Genomic DNA, 23925 nt, shown 5'->3' on the forward strand with positions numbered 1-23925 from the left:
CCTGTTCGATGGTGAGTACTTCGGGCATCGTTTTGGACCGCTGCAGCTTCATCGTGGCGAGGTGATCGTAGTTAACCATGGTAGATCCTTGTTGAGAGAGTAAAAAACAACAAGAAAACATGCCAGCGCCCTGAGAATCGGCTAAACTAGACGCTCTAGATAAAGCATCCACGCCGCCGCGATAGCGGCTTACTTGAACCATTCCGATGCACGGGAGCGGCGACGTCGCGTTTTTAACAATTGAGAATTTCTTGTCGCCGCCCCGTGATCGGCGACGTTCGTCCGACACGGCGGAGCCTGGAATTATGTGAAGGCATCTTATGGCACCCGATATCAACAAGCTGGATCAGAACCTCATGGAAGCAATTCTTGCCTTAGACGTAGAAGGCGTTAAGTCTGCAATCAAGTCTGGTGCAAATGTCGTTCATACGCGGAAACGTGAGGACATGCCTGTGGGGCCAGTCGTCACTCCGGTCATTCTTTCACACCGAATGAAGGACGTCGTTGACAACCCAGGTGTCACCGTGATTCGGAAATTCCCGCCCAAAGTACTGGCGCATTTGAAGAGCACCGTTAAGCAACATAAGGACGAGATCGGAGCAGAAGAGGTGCGGGACAGAATCGAACAAATCTGCAAGGTCATAGCGAAGCAACTTGGATCACCCTTTACGTAGGCTCCTCCCGAAACGCCAGACGTGGGGTAACAGCAGGTGGAACCGGAGTGGCGGTTCGCGCGGAGTTTAAAGTCATCGTCGTTGGCCGCCACCCGGTTAACGTAAGTGTTACCCGAATTAAATTCAAATGCTCAAATCGTTGCTCCGAATTCTGCTTGGGACTCAGGCCCTCAACGGTATACGGTGTTCTTTCTGTTCCGTACACCACCTCGACTGCAGTCTACTCGTTGAGGCGCCACACGACGTATTTATTTGCGCAGGCTGTGTCGAATCTGCTGTAAAATCAGACCCTCAAATGGTTGCGCCGCACGACGTAAACAAAACGAACCCGTATTCGCCGCTTCCCCGCGCTACCTGCTCTTTTTGCGAGAAGTTACCACCAAACGGAATACACCTGGCCTCGAACGAATGCGATGCGACAATATGCAGTGACTGTCTTGTCATATGCGCCCGTGTAATCGCGGAACACGAGGAATGACACGGGGTTGCATGCCCGCTTCAATATACTGCTCGGTCGTGCTAGCGTTAAGCTTTCTGACTCAAACTCACCGAGTTCACGGGGGAACCAACGGATTCACTCCGAGTCCTCGAGTGTCTCTTGGGCAATGGTTGCTCAACCGCTAGGACCGGGTGATCCTCGACGTTCCCCCAGGTAATTAGATGACGACGTATGACCGCTTCGTGATCGACGACGGCGTATCGATTTGCCTATCTGACCTGGAATACGGATTGCGTGCGACCGATGATTCCTATCGGCTTAATGGCGACGCGATCCTACGCGGCGACCACGATTGCGCAATTCTAGTGGACGTGTCGCACCGCGGATCAGACATCTTCGATGGCGATATTGATCTACTGATCGGTTTTGCCGAGAACCGACGCGATAGTGATGCCATCATCTCGCGCCTCAAGAAAGCGACGTGCATGGTGACGATGCAACTGGTGAGCAATTCCGATGAATCGGCGATGGAAAACGTTTTTGCATTCCTGCGCAAAGCTCACACTGGATTAACGGTCTACGAAAGCGGTATATTTGATCTCCCCGAACCGCCGCCAAAATGGATCGATTCAATTCGGCAAGTGGTTCGACGACTGTCTCCACACTGCCAGGAGATCCGTCAGCGAGCGAATCAAACTCGATCATTCTCAGAGAGTTAGACGCTGGACGACGCCTGTCCCTTCGGTTTCAAGACCGAGATCTTCAATCCCGCCAGCATGCTCTGGTGTGGTAAAACCATATATCCCTCGAGTCACTCTCTCCCGAGTGATATAACCCAAATCGCTTGACTCACCCAGTGATATAAGGTCGAATTTGCTCATATCACCCGACGGACCCGGGGGTAAAAAAGATAGGTATCTGGCAACTCACCTACGTGGCATCATGACCGACGAATGGGACCGATTGGCGAACACTGAACGTTGGCGTCCGCTGGTCGCATTTATCCGCAACTGGGTTGGATCGTTCGATTCACGATGTGGTATGTCCGAGGCGGAACTCCACTTGATACTCTCGCGACACTCGTTTGCGATCCCTTCCGCTGTTTGCGAATGGTATCAACTTTCGTCGAAATGGGATTCCCACGGTCAAAATCTATGGATTCCTGCTCAAGAACTATCCGTCGTGAATGACGCGCTACTATTGCTGACGGACGAAGACGGGATTTCGAATTGGGGAGTCATGTCTCAAGACTTGCGGATAGATGACCCACCTGTCGTCCCTCTAGAACCGCTTGGTGAAACGATGTCACTATCATTCTCCATGTTTGTTTTAGAGATGGTCGTCAATGATGTGATTTTTGATAACAACAAAGACGATCCAGCGGAGCTGTCTGCTACTTCCGGGCTATCCTGTTTTGCCTCGACCCCAGTCGGTGACTTCATGGCAGATGGTCCACTTGAATCCGCTTCCGTTATAGCGTTTGCATATCCCTCGAACGGGCCAATTCTCAGCAGGTCAAGATCGGAAGCCGGCAACTCACTGATCCGGAATTTGCAAGGTGCGCCAAAGGCCAGATAGCAATACATTGCACTCGCGTCGCGAAGTCGGGCGTTTTCAAATGGACAATCACTCGTCGCGACCGGGTGAATGTAGACACTATCGGACACTTCAATGGATGCGATCATCACTGATATCCACGGTAACCTTGAGGCGTTGGACGCTGTACTCGACGCGATAGGCGACTCACAATCGTCACGCATCATATGTCTCGGCGACCTTGTCTGTTACGGCCCCGATTCAATCGAATGCGTCCGTCGATCTTCCGATTGGGACATCGTCATACTTGGTGACTGGGATGCGACACTACTTGCGCACGACCCAAGCGAATGGAATTCCATGATGAATCGCCACATCGAATACGTGCGTCGCGAGTTTGACATTTCTGAGGACTCCGATTTTCTGTACTCCACCATTCGGTCATACCACGAAAGCCACAACGAATCTGGAATTGATTTTGTGCACGGGACGCCCCGAGGCAAAACGGATTGGGTGTTCCCTGAGGACACATACGACTCCAGAAAACTGAACAAGATCGCGGAGCGATTTGAGAACGTTTGTATTTGCGGCCACGCCCATCTCAACGGTGTTTACCGTCAACACGATTCAACGTGGGAATTTGTTCAACCGGAACCAGGAATTTGTTACGACATCGGGATCGCAGATAAAACGATCGTAACTGTTGGGTCGGTTGGTCAACCTCGTGATGACGACCCTCGTGCAACATTTGTGACGCGTGACGGAAACTTTGTCACGTTTCACCGTGTAGCGTATGATGTTGAAACTACGGTAAACAAAATTCGGGCGAATCCGAATATTGACGACATGTATGGCGATCGTTTACTGCATGGCAGATAGCCCGATATCTATTCTAATGCACGGGAGCGGCGAAGTCGCGTTACTCGACAATTGAACTTTCCTCGTCAGGGCCCCGAGATCGGCGATATTATTCCGAGTGAAATTGCTACTGAGTGGAGTTTTGCATGGCGTTGATGAACCACGAACGGTTCTGGACTATTATTGCCGAGTCGCGTTCCGAATTCGATCCGAATCGTCGTGATGGAGACATGGACTCACAGGTTGCAAGGCTTCGCGATGCGCTGTCTGAATTGTCCGCTCAAGATGTCGGCTCGTTTGCCAACACGTTCACCAAGTTGTTCCACGATGCTTACCGATGGGATTTGTGGGCGGCTGGCTACATAATCGAAGGCGGATGCAGCGACGATGGCTTTGCTGACTTTCGAAACTGGCTGATCTCGATGGGCCGCGATGTCTACGACAATGCGATGACAGATGTCGATTCGCTTGCCGACGTCGCGTTCGCTCCTGGCATTGAGGTCACTCGCTTTGAAGAATTCGGCAATATTCCACTTGATGTCTTGCGTCGGATGAACACGCCCGAGGACGATGCCGGAATCATGGAATTCAAACATCCAGCTTCACCCGCAGGCGAAGAATGGGAAGAAGAAGATCTGCCCACACGATTTCCAAAACTGATTGCGGCCGAAGCTCGATACGGGATATAACCATGGCATCCATCGAAGGACGCGAGCTGAGTGGTCTAGTGATGGTGAGTCTTTCGCGCGTCCTCGGTGATATCCGATGTTGGGCACTAACATCATGAGAACATCCCTAGCAATTTTTGTGCTCGTCGCGTTCTGCGGACAATTGTTCGCGGACGAACAACGCAAACTTGTCGTCTTTCCCGTCGACCGGTCGATTGTTGACGTCGACAATGAATTCAGTCAAAACAACCCGTTCTACAAACAACGGGCGGGCGCGTTCTACGAAATCAAGTACGTAGGGCCGTCGGCTGAATCGCTGTTCCGCATTGCAGCTGTACGGCCCGAACAAATGCCGGGGACTCTCGACGCTTTGCGTGCGTTTGTCTATGACTGGCTTGACGCATACGTACGCGGAAACGGAGCCATTGATCCAGCCGATCGCAATACGTGCGCTGCACGACTGGATCAACGGTTCGATTCGTTGTTCGACTCTGGGCTACAACGAAAACTGTATAGGGTATGGCGAAACGATGAATCCAACAAACTTCGCTTTCTGATGGCTTCACCGAAGGGTGTTCAGAGAACAGCTTCTGAACCCTCGCGTTCATCAGAGCCGGCGGCCGAGCCGGTTTTAAGTGGAAAGTCGTCACCGCCGGCCCAGTGACACGGGCCGTTCGCCAACGCAGAGCCACTTACGCAATGTCGGGTCGTTCGGCGATTCAAAAGCACGGCATTTGCGTCTAATTCAGGGCTGCGCATTTCCACTCGCGATCGATTTGATTTCGGATTCCGCCGGCGATACAATCCTCTGGTCGCGAGTGCTCGGCAGTGAATCATGGTGCAACGTATGTGGCGAACAATGCCGGTGCATCCGAGCACTCAAAAAACTATTTCGTAATGTTCACTTATCCGTTCGTGCCGGGTGACCTCTGCCGTTATCGCGATTTGACAAACATGAACCAACTGCTTGAGACAATCTCATCACTTTACTTAAGCGGGATTCCGGACGCTCTTTCGAGACTCCCCGTTAATCAGACTTTTTACGCTGGATTCATACCGTATTTCGGTTGGGAGGCTGAGCCCGAAGACTATGCGGAACACGGTCGGACTATCTACATTTTGAACGTTGAGCGGTTAAGCGAGATCAACAAACAAACGACGGATGCTAATGAGGCTTCGCGTTTGGCGTACGGGTGGGGGGAATTCATCGGCGGCCCAGAGCTGACAATTGATTCGCAGGAACTACACGAATCACTATTGAGATGGTACACGCATCAAATTGATCAGGACGAATCACCCGTGCTACTCAATCAAATTGGCGGGGCGATAGCTTCCGCCTGTCGCAAACTCAATGGCACGGATTGGGACAATGATCGCGTCACGCCAGATTTCGTCGTTTTCACCGCTTGCCTAGATGACGAAGAACACGATGTCAAATTTTCAGATTCTGTTCCAGGGCATTGGCTGAAATCCAAGATGAATGATGGCATGTTTCAATGGCTCGCCAACTCCTAATGGCGGGATGACAAGCGCTGAACCGCAGTTGCGGAACCGGGCGGCTTTGGAATGGACAATCAACTCCCGCGACTCAGTGATGCGGGGCGTTCTCCGACTGAAATCGTAATGACGAATCCCTATCAGCCATCATTTCCAATTCCGGAACCCATCGCCGGGCGACCGCGACTCGTTTTGCTGGCAACAACTCTTGCGTGCCTCGCATTAGCCTCAACTTGGATCGATCTCTTTGATCTCTTTAGAAACTACTTCCGCAGTAACACGACGGTTCTCATCCACGATGGTCACGTGTTGATTCTGCTGTTTCTTTCGCTTTCATTGTTCTGCCTTTGGTCCGAATGGTTCGGTTCCACTAGATTGCGCAGTTGCGTTGATTTCGCCCTAGCTCCGTTGGTGTTGCTAACCTTCGTTGGCCTGTACCGCATGTTCGAGAGACACGTTGACCTGCAAGAATTGGCGGACAACCCAAGCCTCACCCTTGGTTGGCTAATTTTTTTTGTGGTTTGGCTATACGCCGCAGCGTCGTTTCGACATCGATTCAAAACCGCGAATAACCAAACCGTGAACGTGCGGACTGGCAAGGTCTTATTGACGAGCGGATGCGAAGGACCGCCTGGGTAACTGCTGGCCACACGCCCAGTATTGAGTCTTGCAGGCTGCGTAATTTGTCACGCTATTTCGTGACGGAGATTGGACACACTGCGGCGTCTTGCACCATATGCATGATTCAGGCACTCGTTAACATCCAAGAGCAGTTACGACGTCATATTGCATGGGTTGTGGCTGCCGATTATTCCAAATCGGTCGCTGCTGACTTCAGTTCGCTGGGAGCACGGCATGCAGCGTTTTTCGCAATGGGTAGTCAACCGTCTGTGCCTCGTAATACTCGACGTTAGTGCATGGTCGCTTCTGATTGAAACCCCACATAAAATTTGGGCGACGTTTGCCGATGATCGTCGTTACAAATGTCGGGTTGCACACGGAGCCGCAGAGCCGAGCGGCTTGACAATAGAGCATCGTTCGCCGCGGCCCGGTGAACACCAGCGTTCGCGAGCAAATATGGATTGTGTCAACGTAGTAGCAACAGTTCCCGGTCTCCGCTTTCGCCGCCCCGATGGCTTGACGCGACCGCAACGCGACGTTGCAGGGATTGGAAAGCTCGAATTAGTGCTCGATGGTGAATCGCACTCTTGGGAAGTATTGCGACAACTCGTCCCAACACGAATGACTCGAATTTCCGGGATGCTGGAACATCATGAATCCGAACTTTCCGATGAACGCTTCGTTCAAGAATTGCCAGTACTGGAACTTGGTGTCCGTCGACGAATCGCCAACGCTTGGTGTGAACACTTTGCAGCTCCGTCGGATCGCCCACGGTCACTAGAGTTGGTCCTGGATAATCTTGCAGATTGGATGATTCCGTACCACATCCAACGACTGCCGGATGGATTCGACTTCAACTACGACTGTACTGACGCTCCGAACGGATCATTGTTGGGAGCGTGTAGCATCTCAGCGAAGGTCACCCTCGATCTTTCTGTCGTGGAGTTTGCTGTTGGGAATATGGAGGATATCGTCCATTATCAGTCGGAACTATTCCGGCAGCGAATCATTCCACCCGATTGCGGATTTGTCGAAGATTCGATCGCCGATCAATTGATCGTCTCACCGTGTTGGCATTTGGATGACAATCAAAAGGAATTGCTCTTCGATTCGATCCGCCAGACGCGCGAGCTCGTTGACCGTTGCACGGAACAGAATCGCCAATTCCTGAATGCTGCTCTGTCAAACTTGGAGCGTTTATACTGGCACCACCGAAATGGTTCACTCCGTCCTGAGCAGTATGGCGAACCCTAGTTCTCAGAATCGCGAACCATGGCATGCACTGAGGTCGGGCTTGCACGGTTTTACAAATTGAGCATCAACTTTCCCGACTCGGTGATGCCGGTCGTTCGTCGGGCGGGACCGGCTCTCTATTCTCAAATCAAAAGCGTTGGAATCCGCTGCAAGTTATGAAGATTGCCAAGCATATTTGGACAGTGCCGACGAGGCCGTGTCGGTTTTCCTTGTGCCTTCAAGGTGGAAGCGTATTTGCTGATTTTGACATTGATCCCGATAGGAGAATATTTCTTGTTCGAATATCGTTTGTTGGTTATGGTTGCTGCTCTACGGCCGACAATATACAGAAAATGTCATTGGATGATTCGCTCGCACTAACGAAATTGTTCGAAACGGACGATGTCGACCGCGATGAAGTACGCGAAATCCTTCGGCAGTATTTTCAACGAAACGACGATGTGATTTGGCGTGCTGCTCTTGAGGAACATGCACTGATCAACGTACGATGAACGTTCATCCCGTTCTCGCACGCAGGAACCTTCTTCGACGCACAATGGGATGAATTGGAGGGCTTTGAACCACCGATAAACGCGGATGAACACAGATAGGCAGTCGGTACATTTTGGACCGCGACTAGGTAGTGTATAGGCTACCGCCTGCGGAATCGCCAAAGCAATCCGCAGAGCACGAAGCAAATGAACGCTGCAATTCCAGGTGAAACCGATCGAGACAGTCGTTCATTCGTTGTCAACACGGGCGGAAGATTTCCGCTCGCACCGCCCTAGGGATCGCCCCATGTCATTGCGATGTCAGAAACGCAAACCAAAATGATCGTGCCAAGAATCGTGTAGATACAGATCGTTGCAGTGGTCAACAGGCACGATCCAGCGTGCGTTTGCGATGATTGAGTCTTTGTCGGGGAACAAGGTAACTATCGCCGGTTGCTCCCGCGATAAGTGGTGAAGCAGTCTGTTATCGCCGGGTGATGAGAACCAGCCAGAACGCGATTATCCCCGGTTCTAAACTCCGCGTCAACAATTAGTCGGGACTGGTTCCGCGCGATGGCGACAACACGTTCGGCGCCTGGCTGCTGTATCTCACACAACGCAGCGGTTCGCTCATGGATGAGACAACACCGACACGAGTCTAAAATGACGTCCCATCCGCTACAAAGTCTCGGCCACCACAGGAATGTCGTACTCGATCAAATATGGGGTTACTTCTTGAATGTTCAATGGTGGAAGTTCGATCCACTTACCAGCGGTGGTGAGGATAGCGTGGGTGTCGCAGGGATAGTTCTCAATTGTCTTCCACTCCTTGATCTCGTTCCAGGCCAGTGTTTCCTCAGTCCCCCTGACTCGTTGACGAAAGGAAAGTCCGTTGGACGTGAACTCCGGCGTTTTGCGAAATGGCAAGGCGGCAAACCCGGTCAAAGACAGAAGTAGACCAATCGGAATCAACATCGCGATTGCGAACGAAGCGACCAAGAGTATCAGCGGCCCAAGGAAGAAGAACGGCAGCCATTCAATCGGATTGCGCGATGCCCCAAAGGACTTGCAGAAAAACGCCGCGACTCCGAAACACACTGCGGACCATCCAATGACTATCGCGAGAGACAATCCGTATGAATCAGCGAGCAATTCAGACATCGGTGCTAGAGTTTCATTCTGTCGGAGAATGGTCGCCGTAACCGGGCAGCGACGAAGGAATTTCAATTGCAATTTCTAATTCGCCTGACTTCGATGCCCCGGTTCACGGTCTTGTTTCGGTATCTTGATTTTCGTCATCGTCTGGAAAGCTCTTCGCGGCCGAAGCGAGCGGCTCCAGTGAGTCCCAGCCGTCGGCGTTGTAGACCACCATCCATTTTCCATCAGTGTTAGTAAGCCAATAGAATAAACGGAAACGACGATCTTCTCGCGCATCCGTGTCGCGGAAGACGAGGACAGTGTTTTGGGCATCCACCCCCTCCGGCAAATAGGGACCGAGCTTTGACTTCGGCTCTACCTTCGATAGCGGCAGCCAAAACCGCCGGCTATCTGGATCAAACTTCACCGGTTTCGCATCGTTCAGCATTTTGCGTAGGGAACGCATGCCCTGGAAGGTTGCATTCTCCGCTACGAACTCTTCCAGAGGGCGGTGGTCTTTGCCTTGAATCGCATTCTCAAGTTGATCTACGGCACGCGCAATGTCGTGTACTGGCGAATCTGCTGGTTCGTCTTCTCCAGCCTTGGCTCCACTCGCAGGCGATAATAGGAGCAACGTGATTATTAAATGAGAAAATCTACACATAGTGAAAGAACCTTTATTGGCATAACGGTGGCGATGTGCGGGCGGCGAGCGACTCAACCACTGTGAAATCGGCGACCACCGCCGATCCGTATCATTGCATCGTTATCTGCCGCGATTGGTCTTGATTCGGCAACGTCCATCAGTACGTAAGGCCTTGTATTCAGGCCAACCATACCGGCCTTCGTGCTCTTCGACAAAAAAAGCTGCATTCGACGCCAGGAATGGATACTTCAGCGCACCTTGATCTCGCATGTTCAGTATAGCATCTCGGATAGTTTCGCCGAACAACTGGGTCACCGAGTCTTCATCGAATCCGTTTTTGGGCGGTTTCCATTTTGGGTTGTAGTGTGCTACTTCAATGTCGTATTCGCCTTCGAGATCCCAGTGCGGCATGGGAAGGGAATTGCGGGCGATCAGCGATTGCCATTCGCCGTCGCATTGAGCGCGCGGTCGTCGGTCAAGCACCATCGCGAACCAACCGCTTTGCTCGAATGAGAACCCGGTCGAGATGAGTGAGACCTTGCGGTCCACGTCGCCAAGCGCCCACTCCCATTCCGGTTCGTAGTTATCCAGACGGTCCCAAACGTATTGCTGGATTTGACATTGATCACGAAGCAAATCGAGTTTGTGCATTGCATGAACTGCAGGAGTGAAGGGACGTCAGTCGGAGAACATTACGCGTCAGCGGGGACGGGCGAAAGATTTTCAAGCAGACGAAACAACTAACCACCCGTCCTCGAGTGTATGCGAGGGTTATTCGCTTGCACTGTACAGTCACTGCACTGTCACGACGATTCATGAATCGGACGGGACTCCGGCGTGTCGATTCATTTCTTTGGTCGAGTCCAAACTTCGGTAAAAGGATTGCCGTCGCCTTCCTGCGTGAATTTGCCGTCTGCGACCTTGATCTTGAATTTGAAGACCAAGCCAATCATGTGTTTTGTAGATTCATTTGCAAACGTCAATTTCTCCGTGTAGCTGTCTCCATCAAGTTCATAAGTTCCGCCGTGGTGAAAAATCACTACGCCAGTCGACGGATCGTGTTCGGTGATGATCCAGTGGCTATGACCAAAGAATTTCATCCTAGCGCCGGGTTTAGGTTCAATCTCAGTACCGGGCTCACCTGAAAGCACCCATTCACCCAGCATTTTCTGATGCAGAGTCGAAGAGGCATCCGCTACAAGTCCCTTGCTTTTTGCTGCGGGTTGCTGTTGATCCTGTGCGACTGCAGGGGCCATGAACGCTGTCAGTATCATAACAGTCGTAGCAGCACGAAGTTTCATTGGGTTGAACATGTTGGTTCCTAAGAGTAATAGAGAGCGGTGAGTGCTAGTCGAACGGCGGCGATCACCCGGCACGAACGGACGAGTGGGCACGTAGTGAACGGGATTTTGAGTGCTCGGCGTGCATCGCATTGTTTGCCAAAAGCGCATCAGCATGATGTTCATTTCCTAAGCAGTTTAGCAAATCCCGCTTACAGATGGGGGCGGAAAACAATCCTGTCGAACGCAAGTCCCATGATTGCGCCGATCGTCGCGACGACCCCGTCGCCCATATCCGGATGTTCGCCGCTAAATGCAAAAGACAACATCACAGCGTTTGCGGTAAACGTAGCAACCGTGAGGAAGGTCATAAGTTTTCGTCGCGAGTTCGAGAATGCGATTGCTGCGATGGGAATCACGCCACCAAACGTTACTAGATGCGGATAGGTCGACGCGAATGCACAAAAGACCGCGAACACGGCGGTGTTCCACATTCCATGTTTGAGTGTGTATTGATCCAGACGCATCAGAAATCACCGGGGTGAACGGTAAGCACTTCGTCTTCTCGATTGGCGAACCGTACGGGATCAGCGGGGACGGGCGAACGACTTGCAAGCAAACGAGAAGACGGACCACCAGGACTCCGGTGCATGCGAGGGTGCCCCAATGTCTAGCTCGTGTCGAAGTTGAAATCGTTGTGCGAGAATTCATGAACCACTCCCGTGTCCCGGGCAATCACGCGACCACGAAGACTACAGTATCGCACGAATTCCAAGCGAGACAAGTCAGCGAGAAGTTGGTCAATCGCGGGACGACTGGGAACAGTGCCGGAGATAGAGACGAAAACCACCTTCAGATGTTTTGTCTCAATCACGATGTCGGTGTAGTCGGTGTTCGCGCCAATTAGCGTCGTTAACTCGGCGCGGACATTGCGGTCTGTTGCTTGCTTGTCGATGAAGTGCTGAACGTCGGGACTGAAGGTGGCAGGCGAAAACATGATGGCGACAGATACCGTCGCAAAGATTGAGTACAGCACAATGACGATCGACGATGGAGCTTGGACGTAAAGATTGCGATATCCGATCAAAGCGATTGCAAACACAATGGTCGCGTATAAGATACCGGTGGATTGCCCGAGCAGATGTTGTCCACGGAAGAAAAGAACCAGCATAATGGCAGTAGACCCAATCAACCAACAAGATTTTGCGTTGTGTTTGCGATCAATCATTTCAGTCGGATAACGAATTGTGCATCACCGGGTTGCCGCCAGCGACGCTCAATTTCGAAAACGGCAAAGGCGGCAACGCCGGTGCATGCAATGGGTACGTGGCTTTCAGCAAACGAGGGGCGTAACTTCCACGCCGCTCCGCGTTTGTTACATCTGGTCGGGAATAAGGTCACGCTCTCGAGCCGAGCTTCGCAGCATCGATTGTCCCAAGATGTTGCTGGGGTCGCAAGCAATTTGGGATTCGTTGAATTGGTCGCCACCGATCATGTCTTCGATTTTGTGGAACAGTCCAACGATCTCATCTGCACCCGGAAACGCCTCGTTTGGAGACTCCATTTCGTAGTATTCGAGGGGCTGGCTAGCCAATGAATCGTTAGGGCTGTGCATCGCATTCTGGATATTCGATGATCCTGTGCAGTTCCTTGACACCGGAGTCCCAGTTGAAATTATACGCGAAGTGGTGGAGTTCGACCGACGACATTGGGCCAGAGTTCGGTCGAAGTTCAGCCACGAACTCGCATCGTCGTTGTAAGAGCCGGTATCGACGCCCCACTCATCTGTCGCGAGATACTCGATTCTCATTCCTTGCTTAGCCGATAGCTCTGGTGCGGTCATATGTGCCTTGCCACATAACGGCCGCGTTACCCGAGCAGTGACCGGGGACGGAGAGTAGATTTTCCATTTGTAAAAACACGATGCCGTCCTCCGTGTCCACGGCATGGTTCGCCGCCATTGTAGCTTAAACCAGATTCTGAGTACCGGATTCGTCACGCCGATTTAACACTCGCAACAGTGCACGCTCCCACGCCTCTCGAGTCTCCGTTGTGTAGCCGACAGCTACTGTGTTGATGCGCCGCGGATGGTTACGCAGTCCAAGTCGCATGATCCAAAATGGAGGCAGATCGATAAGGATAACGGGGAGCCACGACCACAAGACGACACCACCGGCTAACCTCATTTCGCTAGCTCGCCCTTGACGAACGTGACAGTCTTTGACGTTCGCTTTCAATGTGTACTTGCCGTAACGTACCGCGATCATGTCGGTCTGAAATTCGACCGTTGGTGCATGCGTTTTAAGGATGCGGTGCATAAGACTGGCCACTAGAAATCCACTGACCGCAAAGAAAAGCCAAGTGATCAGGCACTCCCGGAGGGATGTTTGCCCGTCAACCCAAAGGTCTGTGCAGAGTTGAATGGCGAAACCAGAAAGAGCGACCACGCCGATCACGAGAATGCCATTTCTCCGACTTGCGTTCAGGACGGAAGCCGGCAGTGCTTCGCCCAGAGAATCGTTTGTTTGCGAATTGGGAGGCGACATTCAAAGTAACGTTTGTGTCTTGTCGGCGAACGAGGTAATTATTGCCGGTTGCTCCCGCGATAAGTGGTGAAGTCGGGTGTTATCGCCGGTTGGTGAGAACCAGCCAGAACGCGATTATCGCCGGTTCTAGCCTCCGCGTCAACAATTAGCAGGGCCTGGTTCCGCACGATGTCAACAACTTGTTCGGCCAATGGCTCCTGTGTTTCACACAAAGCACCGGTTCGCTCATAGATGAGACAACACAGACACGAATTGATAACGACCAACCATGTTTTCTGTGAACGACGCCGGCGGTTGAGGCGGAGCCCGACACAAAGAAGGAAACAAATCGCGACACGGGCGAGCGTGGACGGCCAGAAGCGGCCAGGAAGCCGGCCACGCTGGGCGAACGCCTCCATCGAAATAGCGTTTCCAACCAGGACCACCGGAACAGCCGCCTTATTAGGCACAGTTTGTTTTGTTTGTCCGAGTATGAATTCGGTTAGAATGCCAACTATGAAATCAACATTATTACCTATCGTGAGCCTCTGTACCGCGAGCCTCTGTATCGCGTTTTCACTTGGTTGTCATCCGAAGGACGAGGTCATGCCTGACGCCCCGCTGGAAAATCTCTATCTCAGGACGAGCAGCGAATCCCAGGCTCGTGCCGACAAGGTCTTGCCGAATGTAGGGTCTGAAGATGCAAGCCATATCCTTGGTGATTGGAAACCGGATTCGGAACCGAAAGATTATGATCGCGACGAGTATTTGCCTGAACCAGCTGTCGAATGGGGCATCGATGTCGAATTCCCTGCGAATAAATCGATCGACGCCAAACGACTGGCATCACAATTTGGCGAAACGTTTCGAGAGAAGTTCGGGTCTTGCTCTCTTTACGGCAGGGATAGTCAATCCGGTTTTTGGACGTTTCTTGTTTCGGCGGATGGGCCGGAGGAAGTGACGGGACTGAAAATAGCTTACGACTACAACCAAACGTGGAAGCCTGATTTCCGCCCCGCTTTCGAATCAGAGTACGAAGCAAGACTCAGCGCAGTGGCGGAACTAGCAGTCGAATACATCGGCGACTGTAACACGACTCCGAGCAAGTCTCCGGCTGAGGCTGCGAAGCACGCCAAGACTCTTACTGGGCTGTCGGAAAAGTACGATCGGACTGCAGCGATCCATCTCGTTGCGGAAAAGGGCAAGCATTTCGAGGGACGCGATATATGGGACGTTATGCAGTGCCTCGGTCTGCAATGGGGAGACATGGATTGCTTTCACTGGGTCAACGAGGGGGGAGCAGGGGACGATTACTTTTTTAGTGTGGAAACCTCAACGCCCCCTGGATACTTTCTTCCAGAGCAAATCGCTGCCGGCCAGCTTCAAACAGGCGATTTGATCTTTATCTGCAGTGTCCCTCGAACTTGTCAGCCCGTTGAAGTCATTCGTCGGATGGATAAAGCTGTCCGGTATTGCCAGCGTCGCTTGGGCGGTAGTGTTCACTACACACTCGGCGAGAGCGAGCTTCTGATGCCAGTGTTGCTCGAGAACGTAGAGCAGATCGCAAGCGATTTGGCCGAACTCGGCTTTGAGCCTGGAACCGGCCCCGCATTGCGAATGTTTTAGCAACGCGGATTGCCAACTTTGCAAAAGGAAAATGCTACGTGACCAAGTTTTTTGTTGTCGTCCTCGTCATTCTGGTCGTTGGCCTCGCAATTCGTCAGTTCATGAGGACTGGCGCAGGCCAAACGCAAAAGCAGCCGGGGTTCAGAGAGTTCGTGAAGAATCCAGAACATTGGCACGACATGATCGCCGAGCATAAAAAGGTCGACGCAACCGCAGAGCAGGCAGAATCGTGGAACGCCGAAGAGATTCGAAGCAACATTGTTAGGTACGTTTTCGCTCCCGAAACGCCACGAGAACTTTGGGGCCTAGGCCGAGCCCTTAAATCTTTATCGCCTCGGACGAATGATGCGTTGTTGTCAATCCTAAGCGGCAGCGACTATTTCACGGGAGCGAGCATGTTGGACGTCTCTCGAATAACGAATTGTGAACACGTGGCCGCGATAAACGACTCGCCACTTCAATGGTCTTAATTCGTCGACTCACACGCATCGTCTGGTTCGCCGCACGTTGGTACCGACTGGCACAGAGCCGCCTCCAACTCAATCGCGGCCAACGTAGCTGCGATAAAAGCCAAGGGTACGACGATCAGCTCACTCGAACCGCTACCCGTCACTGCCCATAGTGGATACTTAACCAAATTGCCCGATGCGAAAAAAGCACAAACGAAGACACATCCGCCCACAAACCTTGTTGTAACCTTTGAATCGTAGTGCGCACGCCACTTGCGTCGAACACGTTTCCAACCCATTGTCAGAAGGAACCCAGCAAGGAAACACGGAATTGCGAAGGAGGGCCGCGAGAGCTGCTGGATCACCTTTCGAGCTACAACATCAGATTGCACAAGCCCTTCATGGAACCATTCGAAGAATGCTACGGTAACGCAGAATCCGGCGACCATGCCTAACGCATAGGAGGCAATCAGAACCGCGGGGTGACCACGTTTCTCCTGATGCGAATACGAATCAGAAAAGGCAGTATTCGGTGATGGGGTGTAAGGATTAGACATCAAACACGAAAACCTGTTGGCGAATGGCGGCGATGCGTGGGCGGCGGCAGTTGAGTTTCCATTTGTGAACAGCGGCCATCGCCGCAATGTCACCATTCAATTTTTATCCGCCGCGTCGGGAGGCGAGCTTGAGCGTCATCAGGATTCCCTGCAGTTCGCGTTTAGGGTCAGTCCTAACACACTCTCCAGTAGAACGAAATCCTTGGTTTTCATAAAACTTGATGGCCCTACCGTTGGTGTTTGTGACCGACAAATTGAGGTTATGGATGCCTACTTCGGCGGCCCAGATTCGCAGTTGCCCCAGTAGCATTGACGCTGCGGGCGAACCTCGATGATCGGGGGCAACCCACATCTGCACGATCTCACCATTGGCGGTGTCTTGATCGCGGTACAATGCGGCTAATCCGACACACTTATCCGCGGCAAAGGCAAATTGAGTATTGCGATTGATTCCATGACTGGTGGAAAGAAGCTGACCTCTCCACGAAGCATGATCTCTTTTGATCGCAGCTTCGTAGGTTGAGCCGAACGCATCAGGGCTGTCTTGAAGTGCGCGAAGCCTGATGCTTCGAAACAGGTCGACATCTGCGTTCGTTGCTCTGCGACAGGAGATCATGAAGTTCCATTCGAATAACGTTTGACGTTACCGCGATCCGGCGGTTGACATTGTGATGGCCGAGTTTAGCAAGTCCGGATGCGCGGTGCATGTCGTGGGTAGATGCCGAGGAACGACGAAAGGACGCACTGTGCAAATTACGATCCTCGCAATGGTTCATGTAGCTTGTCCAAACGTATTGTTTTGATGCCGGTTGCAGATTCAAGGATCGAGGCAAAATCCGCCGTTGCGATAGTGAGTCCCAACCGATCGGAAAACACCTGCAAGTTCGGAACCTGGGAGGCATCAATAACCCAATTCAGAACCCTTCTCGCGAATTTCGGGTCTCGTACGCCGTCAAAATATTCCAACTTAGCGGCATTAAAGTCAACGATTTGGTAGCGATGCAGCGGCACGAGAAAGCGGTAAAGTTTAGGCCGCCGAAACGTGCGACGAATCCGAATAGGAAATGGCACAAACGCCATGTCAAACGACGATGCCCATGATTGGTAAAAATTCTCTGTTACGGTGAGTGATGGAGGAGACATGTTCAGAATAAAGTCGCACCACCGTCCCGAGTCCACTAACTCCGCATCAAGGGAGGCGTCAAGATATTGCGCTGCATGCTCTGGTGCCACACCAGATTGCTGCCAAACAGCGTCTCCATTTGGCAGCGTAGGTGTAGCAACGCGGCACGGCGACGCACTGTAATCAGGGCGAACGGCAAACAGATCAGAGGAAGTCAGCAAAACAGTCCTCACTCAAACTTTGTGCAGGTATCGGTGGGAAACGATATCAGTCATTTTGTTGCAGAACGTTGGTAATCAACCGGTCGCCGCGAGTGATCATTCACTTCCAAAAACCACGACTCGGCGACTTGTCGTGCATCGCATTGTTCTGCCCTATATCAGACTAACCTGTTTGTTCGGCGCTAACTCGCCGTAGCCTGACAACGGTGTCGACGTGTATGTCCAGTCGACCATCAGGACCATTGTTTGGATCGTCACATGCGCCGGTCAATTCAATTCGAAATCGGTCATCATCACGATCAACGAATCGTAAGCGAACATTGTCAAATCCGAGGTGTTCGTAGTAATAAAGGTTTGTCACATGGTCAGCAATGGATTCGTCGTACGAAGTAGGGATTTCTATCAGCTTCTCTAGGATCGATTCAGAATCAAAATGAGCATCAACCCATGACAGACTTATCACGCATTCGGAGTCGTAGTCGTCCCCACCCTGTAAAGCAGGCAACTTCGTTTCGATGACGATCCCGTGTTCTTCGCGCGGTTCCCCCGACGGCAGCTTGCGATTGCGATGAGTGTAAAGTTCTCCATCGTCTGCAAACGAATACACAGACTTACCGTCTACGCCGGTCATAGTTAGTTGGTTTGATGCGATCATGAGCAAATTCGCGGTGGCATCACGTTGGTGGTTACCCGGTTGGCCCGATAGAGTTGTCTAACAGGAAAAAGTTCGGCGGCCAACGCAGGTGCAGCGTGTTGTGCCCCGATGTTTTGCCGCTGTCCGTCCGTTGATTGTAGCGCATCGATTGACGCCAGCAAAAGCCCGCTCTTCGCACTGCCTGCGCACTGTACAACCATCTTCACAGCACAAAAAACTGGTAACAAATGAAACCACAGATGAACGCCAATTACCTTCTGACGCATCTGCGTGAATCCGAGTTCATCTGTGGTTCCCACTTCTTAGGTTCCCCGTTTTGCAGTCCGACACTCGTCACGTTTGCAGCAAAAAACATTCTCGGCCTTAAGCCGCCATATCACGTTGGACCGCCAAGGCCAATTCATCGAATACTAATTTCCAATCGGGGTGCGAGGTAATTATCTTCGGTTGTCGAGGTGCTAAGTTAATCCCACGGGTGTTGCCGCTGGTCGGACCAATGACACAGCAAGTTTTATCGCCTGTGCGACGAGAACTTATCTCCGCTTGGGGAATCACCGAGTATCGGAGAACCAGAATCTCAGGTCAAGTAATTTGGTTGGCAAATGCTCATGGTGGACATATTGATTTGCCAAACGTGTAGTCAGAAAAACAAACCCATATTGCTGGGGTTGTACGATTCTGCGTTCGGGGAACGCCGCGTGTTTGCTGGGCAAGTCCTGCGTTAAGGCACTTTTCAGAAATAACTTCGTCAATCGAGTCTTGTTACAAATCACGCCGGTGAATTGTTTTCTCTGTAGTGGACGAGGCTACGAGTCCCGTCGTGCCACTAAGTCGCTGGGACTCGTAGACGATGTTTGATCGAGATACGTGGGGCACCGCGAAACTCAAATGATGAGCACAATGCCACTGTTGCAATCGAAGCCACTGCTGCCGGTTTAACCGCCCGAGCATCGGATAGGTGTCAACGAATTTGGTGTCGGGCTGCATTAGGGTATCGCAAAGTTCATAAAAGCGATTTGCACAGGAATCTTCATCAAGATCTGCGGAGGGCTGAATCTCCTTTGGAGCCTTTCCACGCAATTTCGACGGCTTCCCAACACGCAGCGTGCGGCTGAACATTACTCGAAACAGTGGCCGCAAAAGAACAGGGAACGTGAACTCAGCACCGGTGAGCGTCATCTGCAACGAAAGATTCAGGTGGTCGAGAATCTGGGCAAGACTCCATTGCCCGGTCAACTCATTGCCAACTTGACGCAAGTGACGAACGTCCTCGCAAGCGGCGTTCAAATTGGGGAAGTACAGATCCATTCGTCTTTGAGGCATTCAGAGTTCTCTTTCTATGTTTCCTGTAACAGGTCAATGCAGATTGAAGCGGTCGATTGGCCGTCAAAGATCGTATCCGTTATACCGACCGGATAGGACGACCTTGTTAAGTCCCGAGAGTATGTTCGTTGGCAGCCCTCGGTGTCAAGGAAACGGATCGGTGGCCCGCCTAGACACGTGAGTCATCAAACCAACGCAACCCGAAACAAAATGAACTGGATCTCCCTAATAGGGCCGTAAGGAAGCTGAGATAGCCAGCGCTCGCATCCGCTGCAATTCGATCATTTGCCTGCAAGTTACCAACGTTCATTGCTGTGAGTATTGATTAGGTTTCTCGGCGTTTAATGAAATAGAACACGGTGCCAGCGCATCTCTATTTTTGTGAAAGCGAGATTTTACGCGAACCATCGTGACGCGAACGCGTCTATCTCTCCGAACACACAAGTCACATTCACGCTACGGCGAGTAACGAGCTTTCTGATGTTTTTACAAATGAAAACCCAATCCAGTCGACTCGAACAGATACACGAAGGCAGTCTCTTCGGCGCCCCTGTCCATAGTGACAGCCCGTTGAATTTGAATGATGCCCCGGCGTATCCGCGTCTGATGTGACACTCGCTTTCATTAGCGAACGACTTCTTCATGAAGGCTCGGTTCCATAAGGCTCGGGGGTCACGCAGACACCTGAGCCTTTTTTCGTTTGTTAGCGGATTAGCTGTTAGCGAGTTAGCAACTAGCCAGATATGTGAACGCTAATCGCTAACAAGCTAATTGTTAATCAGCCGTCCAAGGGCTGGTAGCTGAGACGGTCTAGCGGCGGTTTGAAGAACCGCAGACGAGGATTCGAGCGCCTCCCGGCCCACTGACAAGGAAGATATGCGCCAACGGCAACCGCCGCGGCGATTGAACCAACACAACATCGGATACAGGTGCAGATGGAAGCACGCCTGGTTTGGGACCAGGAGGCTCTCGGTTCGACTCCGAGGTGTCCGACTTTTTGAAACGACAACATGGTAGTCGAGGGCTGGTCGCCCAAATCCGCCTGATACGCGGGTCGCGCTGAGTTCGATCCTCGGGGCTACCACTTTGAAAGTTTGAAGTCAGAAGAGTGAAGTGTGAATAAGTTTCCAAACTTCGAACTTCGCCCTTCAAACTTCCAAGGTCCTTATAAGGCGACAGAGCGCGGCTGAAATTCCCGCTGGCGCCGACTGACGAGAGACTCGAGTCCTGAGGGATGTGTCCTGAGCACGGAAACTCAAGACTCGCGACTCAAGACTCACAACTATTTTTTGGGATTGTGGCAGACAAGGTAATGCATCGGACTCTTAATCCGAGCGATGTGAGTTCGATTCTCACCGATCCCACTTGACACATTTTGAAACAAGCACTGATGGTCTAACGGCAAGACTCCTCCGTCGCGAGCGGGGTTATGCGGGTTCGGTTCCGGCTCGGTGCTCTATGTCAGACTTCAGCAATCAGGAGTCAGGCTTCAGAACAAAATCTGGAGTCTGAAGACTGAGACCTGAAGCCTGATCCGATCTTTGACAATTTGGTAGTGATGCATTTTTGCGCCCATGATGTAGCGGTAGCCTGCTGCCTTGCCATGGCGGAAGTGTGAGTTCGATTCTCACTGGGCGCTTGGTCAGGCTTCAGACTTCAGGAGTCAGACTTCAGAGAACGGAGCAAACCGTTGAGAACTCGTCCCGTCTCGTTTGTAATCGCAATTACTTCGATCGCCGCTCTTTCATCGAGATAGGACAGCCTCTGAGCGATCGTAAGTTGGTATTCAACTTCACAAACCGAGCCGTAAGCAATTTCGAGAAAGCGCACGTAGTCGGCCTGTGATGATTTGGCACTTCCTTCAACAATATTCGACGGGCCGGAAACAGCAGCACGGCGAAGCTGTGAGGTTAGCCCAAACATTTCCTCTTTCGGGAAGGTTGATGTGCATTTGTAGACAGCCATAGCCAGTTGGTCAGCCAACTCAAACGCTCGCAGTTTTCTGTAGTCTCGCATGATTTTTCCTTTCTGAAGTCTGAAACCTGATACCTGATGTCTGATTCTATTCCGGTGTGGCCCAATGGTAAGGCGGCTCCCTGTTAAGGAGACGAGTGATGGTTCGAGTCCATCCGCCGGAGCTTCGCGAAGTTTGAAGGGTGAAGTGAGAAGTGTGGAATAGCTCGCTTCGTTCCACACTTCGCCCTTCAAGCTACCGCATATCTTGTGTCCTTGGCCGAGCGGCAAATCGACCAACCGGCATCCATGCCGGTCGGTGCCCGCGGGCTTCCAATCCGGCTAGGTGGGTTCGACTCCCACACGACACTCTTTTGATTGTTTTGCAAATACTCTCTCCGGCGCGTAGTCGCGCTCATGACCTTTGAAGCTCGCAGATCGGGTTCAATTCCCGGACGGAGTGCTAGAGCAGGCTTCAGACTTCAGGCCTCAGGGCTCAGGCGTCGGAAGCGAGATCTGAAGCCTGACTACTGATACCTGACACCTGACCAACGGTGGCAATTTCCTCTGGGAAGGAAGCTTGATTGTCTATCAAGTCGTTGCTGGTTCGACTCCCGTTGCCATCGCTTTCAATAGCTGTTAGCAGACAGTCTTCAGTCAATAGCAAAGACCTCGAGACTATTAGCTCCAGACTACGGACTGTTGTGGCGTGGTAGATTCTGATGGAAGAATCGTCTGGTTTTCATCCAGGAGTCCGCGGGTTCGATTCCCGCTCACGTCACTTGGCTAGCCGATTAGCTGTTAGCCAATTAGCGATTAGCTTTTTAGGACCAGGTCCTGCTAACAGCTAATCCGCTAAATGCTAACACGCTATTCCAGGAAGTCACCCGGCCGGATGAGGACACTGTCTTGAAAACAGCTGCGGTGAAACCGTCGATGTGCTCGAGTGCAGAATCCACTTTGGGGCTTCCGCTGCATTGACTGAATCATGGGAGCGTTTCCACACGGGAGACTGTAAATCTTCTGCCTTTAATTGTGTGGTAGTCGGCGAGAGGTGCGATTCCTTGCGTTCCCACTTTTGCAAACACACACGTCGCTGGTGTAACGGTAGCACTGCTGATTCCAAACCAGTTAGTCAGGGCGATTCGAAGTTTGAGGTCAGTAGTTTGAAGTGTGACACAATCACGCGAACCCATTTCAAACTTCACCCTTCTTACTTCAAACTTCCAAAGATTCCATCCGGGACTACTGCTGGCGTCACGGTGACGCTGGCCCGCAATTAACCAAGGAGAACGACGATGTCCAGAAATGTGAAGTACGTGCAATGTGCGATGAGACGCGACATCGCCGGCGGATCAGTGCGAACGACATCGTACATTCCGCAAGAGTTTGCGAAAGTCGGCCGCGTGCTGAGGTTGAAAGAGGACAACGTAGGTTGGGTCGACGGTTGGGTGGTCGAATTCGTCGGTGACGAGATCGTCGAAGGCGACCAACTTCCTGATTCGCACAAGGCAATCAAGAATCACCGCAAGTCGACGGGCGACAGTACGCCGCGACTCCGAGCGTAACACGTTGGCAGCCAAGGGAGGGACGCGGTCGGTCGCGTCCTTCCCAGCGGCACCAGCGATCAACGCCTAGATACGCCAACCGGCCGAGCGGCTCGCTTTAAACCCGAGTGTTTGCAGGTTCGACTCCTGCTCTGGGCATTTTTTAAATTCAACGAAGAACAACATGGGGCGCTCGTCCAACGGGAAGACGTCTGTTTTGCACGCAGAAAATCGCTTTTTCGATTCCCCGGTGCTCCACTTTTCGCAAACGCTGAGGTAGGCCAACGGCGAGCCGCTTGTCTTAGGAACAAGTGCTTGCGGGTTCGACTCCCGCCCTCAGCATTAGCCAGTTAGCAATTAGCTGATTGGCTGATTAGCCGTTAGCTCTTTCGGATCGTGCGGATCAACGCGGCTAGAACTTTTGATGTTTCGTCCAACTTGGCCTGAAATTCCGCGTGTTCGGCTCCAAAACCAAGGCGAACGCCAAGCGAGGTTTGGTACTCGAGTTCTCGTAGCGAACCGTATGCGATATCGAGGAATCGTAAGAATTCAGCTTCTGTTTGTCTTCCACATCCTTCAACGATATTTGATGGGATGGAAACCGCCGCACGCCTCATTTGCGATGTCAAGGCAAACTGCTCTTCACGGGGAAAGTTCGCCGTGAACTTATACGTGAGCAACGCAACTTCATCGGCCAATTAAAAAGCACGTAATTTCTTGTGATCTCTCATTTGTTTCTCCTTACTTGGGAAGCTAATTGCTAGACGGATATCGCTGGGGGATCGATGACAGGCGTCTATCGGGCGTCTGGCCGCGACAGCGGGATCGTCTGCGGGTGAGCGTGAGCCTCTGACGACAGCAGATTT

At 52.0% G+C, this 23925-nt stretch carries 26 protein-coding genes and 9 tRNA genes; 20 read left to right on the forward strand and 15 right to left on the reverse strand.

The window, feature by feature from the left end; translation table 11 throughout:
* The coding region (locus tag ABD971_RS12810) for a hypothetical protein (RefSeq protein WP_345322607.1) at positions 1–289 on the reverse strand (289 nt) is incomplete at its 3' end.
* A gap of 31 nt (positions 290–320) precedes the next feature.
* On the opposite strand from ABD971_RS12810, the gene ABD971_RS12815 reads away from it, so the two are divergent.
* The 9 genes from ABD971_RS12815 to ABD971_RS12850 all read left to right on the forward strand — a co-directional run bounded on the left by ABD971_RS12815 (position 321) and on the right by ABD971_RS12850 (position 7547).
* Positions 321–674, forward strand: a complete 354-nt coding sequence (locus ABD971_RS12815) for a hypothetical protein (RefSeq protein ID WP_345322610.1) — start codon at positions 321–323, stop codon at positions 672–674.
* A 127-nt stretch (positions 675–801) separates the two neighbouring features.
* Entirely contained in the window at positions 802–1152 is a 351-nt protein-coding gene (locus ABD971_RS36055) for a ClpX C4-type zinc finger protein (RefSeq protein WP_425571301.1), read from the forward strand.
* Between the two features lie 182 nt (positions 1153–1334).
* Complete coding sequence (locus ABD971_RS12820; protein WP_345322613.1) at positions 1335–1832, forward strand: hypothetical protein; 498 nt, start codon at positions 1335–1337, stop codon at positions 1830–1832.
* A gap of 223 nt (positions 1833–2055) precedes the next feature.
* Positions 2056–2691: a hypothetical protein gene (locus tag ABD971_RS12825; RefSeq protein WP_345322615.1), complete on the forward strand. Its 636-nt coding sequence runs from the start codon at positions 2056–2058 to the stop codon at positions 2689–2691.
* A gap of 93 nt (positions 2692–2784) precedes the next feature.
* Positions 2785–3528, forward strand: a complete 744-nt coding sequence (locus tag ABD971_RS12830; RefSeq protein WP_345322617.1) for a metallophosphoesterase family protein — start codon at positions 2785–2787, stop codon at positions 3526–3528.
* A gap of 125 nt (positions 3529–3653) precedes the next feature.
* A complete protein-coding gene (locus ABD971_RS12835) occupies positions 3654–4196 on the forward strand; it encodes a DUF4240 domain-containing protein (RefSeq protein ID WP_345322619.1) in 543 nt (180 codons plus the stop codon).
* A 94-nt stretch (positions 4197–4290) separates the two neighbouring features.
* Entirely contained in the window at positions 4291–4839 is a 549-nt protein-coding gene (locus tag ABD971_RS12840; protein WP_345322621.1) for a hypothetical protein, read from the forward strand.
* A gap of 290 nt (positions 4840–5129) precedes the next feature.
* A complete protein-coding gene (locus ABD971_RS12845; RefSeq protein WP_345322623.1) occupies positions 5130–5690 on the forward strand; it encodes a hypothetical protein in 561 nt (186 codons plus the stop codon).
* Positions 5691–6914: 1224 nt separating this feature from the next.
* Complete coding sequence (locus tag ABD971_RS12850) at positions 6915–7547, forward strand: hypothetical protein (RefSeq protein ID WP_345322625.1); 633 nt, start codon at positions 6915–6917, stop codon at positions 7545–7547.
* Positions 7548–8695: 1148 nt separating this feature from the next.
* Here ABD971_RS12850 and ABD971_RS12855 read toward each other — a convergent pair.
* The 9 genes from ABD971_RS12855 to ABD971_RS12890 form a co-directional block, all read right to left on the reverse strand.
* Positions 8696–9178 carry a hypothetical protein gene (locus ABD971_RS12855; protein WP_345322627.1) on the reverse strand — a complete coding sequence of 161 codons (483 nt, stop codon included), beginning with the start codon at positions 9176–9178 and terminating at the stop codon, positions 8696–8698.
* 103 nt (positions 9179–9281) lie between these two features.
* Positions 9282–9875, reverse strand: coding sequence for a hypothetical protein (locus tag ABD971_RS12860; protein WP_345322629.1), 594 nt, complete (start codon positions 9873–9875; stop codon positions 9282–9284).
* Positions 9876–9920: 45 nt separating this feature from the next.
* Complete coding sequence (locus tag ABD971_RS12865; RefSeq protein WP_345322631.1) at positions 9921–10451, reverse strand: hypothetical protein; 531 nt, start codon at positions 10449–10451, stop codon at positions 9921–9923.
* A 194-nt stretch (positions 10452–10645) separates the two neighbouring features.
* Entirely contained in the window at positions 10646–11113 is a 468-nt protein-coding gene (locus ABD971_RS12870; protein ID WP_339944482.1) for a hypothetical protein, read from the reverse strand.
* Positions 11114–11292: 179 nt separating this feature from the next.
* Complete coding sequence (locus ABD971_RS12875) at positions 11293–11607, reverse strand: hypothetical protein (protein WP_345322635.1); 315 nt, start codon at positions 11605–11607, stop codon at positions 11293–11295.
* Positions 11608–11750: 143 nt separating this feature from the next.
* Positions 11751–12308: a hypothetical protein gene (locus ABD971_RS12880; protein WP_345322637.1), complete on the reverse strand. Its 558-nt coding sequence runs from the start codon at positions 12306–12308 to the stop codon at positions 11751–11753.
* A 147-nt stretch (positions 12309–12455) separates the two neighbouring features.
* Complete coding sequence (locus ABD971_RS12885; protein WP_345322639.1) at positions 12456–12644, reverse strand: hypothetical protein; 189 nt, start codon at positions 12642–12644, stop codon at positions 12456–12458.
* Between the two features lie 37 nt (positions 12645–12681).
* Complete coding sequence (locus ABD971_RS36060) at positions 12682–12789, reverse strand: DUF4274 domain-containing protein (protein WP_425571309.1); 108 nt, start codon at positions 12787–12789, stop codon at positions 12682–12684.
* A gap of 258 nt (positions 12790–13047) precedes the next feature.
* Positions 13048–13398 carry a hypothetical protein gene (locus ABD971_RS12890; RefSeq protein WP_345322641.1) on the reverse strand — a complete coding sequence of 117 codons (351 nt, stop codon included), beginning with the start codon at positions 13396–13398 and terminating at the stop codon, positions 13048–13050.
* A 723-nt stretch (positions 13399–14121) separates the two neighbouring features.
* On the opposite strand from ABD971_RS12890, the gene ABD971_RS12895 reads away from it, so the two are divergent.
* Positions 14122–15231 carry a cell division protein ZipA C-terminal FtsZ-binding domain-containing protein gene (locus ABD971_RS12895; RefSeq protein ID WP_345322643.1) on the forward strand — a complete coding sequence of 370 codons (1110 nt, stop codon included), beginning with the start codon at positions 14122–14124 and terminating at the stop codon, positions 15229–15231.
* 1109 nt (positions 15232–16340) lie between these two features.
* On the opposite strand, the gene ABD971_RS12900 is transcribed toward ABD971_RS12895, so the two are convergent.
* The 3 genes from ABD971_RS12900 to ABD971_RS12910 all read right to left on the reverse strand — a co-directional run bounded on the left by ABD971_RS12900 (position 16341) and on the right by ABD971_RS12910 (position 19559).
* Positions 16341–16853: a GNAT family N-acetyltransferase gene (locus ABD971_RS12900; RefSeq protein ID WP_345322645.1), complete on the reverse strand. Its 513-nt coding sequence runs from the start codon at positions 16851–16853 to the stop codon at positions 16341–16343.
* 891 nt (positions 16854–17744) lie between these two features.
* Positions 17745–18212: a hypothetical protein gene (locus ABD971_RS12905; protein ID WP_345322647.1), complete on the reverse strand. Its 468-nt coding sequence runs from the start codon at positions 18210–18212 to the stop codon at positions 17745–17747.
* A 786-nt stretch (positions 18213–18998) separates the two neighbouring features.
* Positions 18999–19559 carry a DUF1569 domain-containing protein gene (locus ABD971_RS12910; protein WP_339944464.1) on the reverse strand — a complete coding sequence of 187 codons (561 nt, stop codon included), beginning with the start codon at positions 19557–19559 and terminating at the stop codon, positions 18999–19001.
* A gap of 790 nt (positions 19560–20349) precedes the next feature.
* Between ABD971_RS12910 and ABD971_RS12915 the strand changes: the two genes are divergently transcribed.
* From ABD971_RS12915 to ABD971_RS12930, 4 genes are all read left to right on the forward strand, one after another.
* Positions 20350–20421 (forward strand) — tRNA-Phe (locus ABD971_RS12915).
* A 58-nt stretch (positions 20422–20479) separates the two neighbouring features.
* Positions 20480–20552, forward strand: a tRNA-Pro gene (locus tag ABD971_RS12920).
* Between the two features lie 298 nt (positions 20553–20850).
* Positions 20851–20923, forward strand: a tRNA-Lys gene (locus ABD971_RS12925).
* A 204-nt stretch (positions 20924–21127) separates the two neighbouring features.
* Positions 21128–21198: transfer RNA gene (locus ABD971_RS12930), tRNA-Gly, on the forward strand.
* 17 nt (positions 21199–21215) lie between these two features.
* On the opposite strand, the gene ABD971_RS12935 is transcribed toward ABD971_RS12930, so the two are convergent.
* On the reverse strand, positions 21216–21575 hold the full coding sequence (locus ABD971_RS12935) for a four helix bundle protein (RefSeq protein ID WP_345322649.1): 360 nt from the start codon (positions 21573–21575) through the stop codon (positions 21216–21218).
* Between the two features lie 50 nt (positions 21576–21625).
* On the opposite strand from ABD971_RS12935, the gene ABD971_RS12940 reads away from it, so the two are divergent.
* From ABD971_RS12940 to ABD971_RS12965, 6 genes are all read left to right on the forward strand, one after another.
* Positions 21626–21697: transfer RNA gene (locus ABD971_RS12940), tRNA-Asn, on the forward strand.
* A gap of 368 nt (positions 21698–22065) precedes the next feature.
* A tRNA-Asp gene (locus ABD971_RS12945) sits at positions 22066–22138 on the forward strand.
* An 80-nt stretch (positions 22139–22218) separates the two neighbouring features.
* Positions 22219–22293, forward strand: a tRNA-Glu gene (locus ABD971_RS12950).
* A gap of 517 nt (positions 22294–22810) precedes the next feature.
* Positions 22811–23080 carry a hypothetical protein gene (locus ABD971_RS12955; RefSeq protein WP_345322651.1) on the forward strand — a complete coding sequence of 90 codons (270 nt, stop codon included), beginning with the start codon at positions 22811–22813 and terminating at the stop codon, positions 23078–23080.
* 64 nt (positions 23081–23144) lie between these two features.
* Positions 23145–23218 (forward strand) — tRNA-Leu (locus ABD971_RS12960).
* Positions 23219–23329: 111 nt separating this feature from the next.
* A tRNA-Leu gene (locus ABD971_RS12965) sits at positions 23330–23401 on the forward strand.
* 38 nt (positions 23402–23439) lie between these two features.
* On the opposite strand, the gene ABD971_RS12970 is transcribed toward ABD971_RS12965, so the two are convergent.
* The gene (locus ABD971_RS12970; RefSeq protein ID WP_345322653.1) at positions 23440–23757 is read right to left on the reverse strand and encodes a four helix bundle protein; all 318 of its coding nucleotides are present in this window, start codon (positions 23755–23757) and stop codon (positions 23440–23442) included.
* Positions 23758–23925 lie beyond the last annotated feature (168 nt).

Source organism: Novipirellula rosea (assembly GCF_039541335.1).
Classification (GTDB): Bacteria; Planctomycetota; Planctomycetia; order Pirellulales; family Pirellulaceae; genus Novipirellula; species Novipirellula rosea.

Excerpts from the sequence above, each read along its gene's own strand:
- ABD971_RS12815 (WP_345322610.1), top strand. The coding sequence starts at position 321 with ATGGCACCCGATATCAACAAGCTGGATCAGAACCTCATGGAAGCAATT.
- ABD971_RS36055 (WP_425571301.1), top strand. The coding sequence starts at position 802 with ATGCTCAAATCGTTGCTCCGAATTCTGCTTGGGACTCAGGCCCTCAAC.
- ABD971_RS12820 (WP_345322613.1), top strand. The coding sequence starts at position 1,335 with ATGACGACGTATGACCGCTTCGTGATCGACGACGGCGTATCGATTTGC.
- ABD971_RS12825 (WP_345322615.1), top strand. The coding sequence starts at position 2,056 with ATGACCGACGAATGGGACCGATTGGCGAACACTGAACGTTGGCGTCCG.
- ABD971_RS12830 (WP_345322617.1), top strand. The coding sequence starts at position 2,785 with ATGGATGCGATCATCACTGATATCCACGGTAACCTTGAGGCGTTGGAC.
- ABD971_RS12835 (WP_345322619.1), top strand. The coding sequence starts at position 3,654 with ATGGCGTTGATGAACCACGAACGGTTCTGGACTATTATTGCCGAGTCG.
- ABD971_RS12840 (WP_345322621.1), top strand. The coding sequence starts at position 4,291 with ATGAGAACATCCCTAGCAATTTTTGTGCTCGTCGCGTTCTGCGGACAA.
- ABD971_RS12845 (WP_345322623.1), top strand. The coding sequence starts at position 5,130 with ATGAACCAACTGCTTGAGACAATCTCATCACTTTACTTAAGCGGGATT.
- ABD971_RS12850 (WP_345322625.1), top strand. The coding sequence starts at position 6,915 with ATGACTCGAATTTCCGGGATGCTGGAACATCATGAATCCGAACTTTCC.
- ABD971_RS12855 (WP_345322627.1), bottom strand. The coding sequence starts at position 9,178 with ATGTCTGAATTGCTCGCTGATTCATACGGATTGTCTCTCGCGATAGTC.
- ABD971_RS12865 (WP_345322631.1), bottom strand. The coding sequence starts at position 10,451 with ATGCACAAACTCGATTTGCTTCGTGATCAATGTCAAATCCAGCAATAC.
- ABD971_RS12870 (WP_339944482.1), bottom strand. The coding sequence starts at position 11,113 with ATGTTCAACCCAATGAAACTTCGTGCTGCTACGACTGTTATGATACTG.
- ABD971_RS12875 (WP_345322635.1), bottom strand. The coding sequence starts at position 11,607 with ATGCGTCTGGATCAATACACACTCAAACATGGAATGTGGAACACCGCC.
- ABD971_RS12880 (WP_345322637.1), bottom strand. The coding sequence starts at position 12,308 with ATGATTGATCGCAAACACAACGCAAAATCTTGTTGGTTGATTGGGTCT.
- ABD971_RS12885 (WP_345322639.1), bottom strand. The coding sequence starts at position 12,644 with ATGGAGTCTCCAAACGAGGCGTTTCCGGGTGCAGATGAGATCGTTGGA.
- ABD971_RS36060 (WP_425571309.1), bottom strand. The coding sequence starts at position 12,789 with ATGTCGTCGGTCGAACTCCACCACTTCGCGTATAATTTCAACTGGGAC.
- ABD971_RS12890 (WP_345322641.1), bottom strand. The coding sequence starts at position 13,398 with ATGCACCGCATCCTTAAAACGCATGCACCAACGGTCGAATTTCAGACC.
- ABD971_RS12895 (WP_345322643.1), top strand. The coding sequence starts at position 14,122 with ATGAAATCAACATTATTACCTATCGTGAGCCTCTGTACCGCGAGCCTC.
- ABD971_RS12900 (WP_345322645.1), bottom strand. The coding sequence starts at position 16,853 with ATGATCTCCTGTCGCAGAGCAACGAACGCAGATGTCGACCTGTTTCGA.
- ABD971_RS12905 (WP_345322647.1), bottom strand. The coding sequence starts at position 18,212 with ATGACCGGCGTAGACGGTAAGTCTGTGTATTCGTTTGCAGACGATGGA.
- ABD971_RS12910 (WP_339944464.1), bottom strand. The coding sequence starts at position 19,559 with ATGCCTCAAAGACGAATGGATCTGTACTTCCCCAATTTGAACGCCGCT.
- ABD971_RS12935 (WP_345322649.1), bottom strand. The coding sequence starts at position 21,575 with ATGCGAGACTACAGAAAACTGCGAGCGTTTGAGTTGGCTGACCAACTG.
- ABD971_RS12955 (WP_345322651.1), top strand. The coding sequence starts at position 22,811 with ATGTCCAGAAATGTGAAGTACGTGCAATGTGCGATGAGACGCGACATC.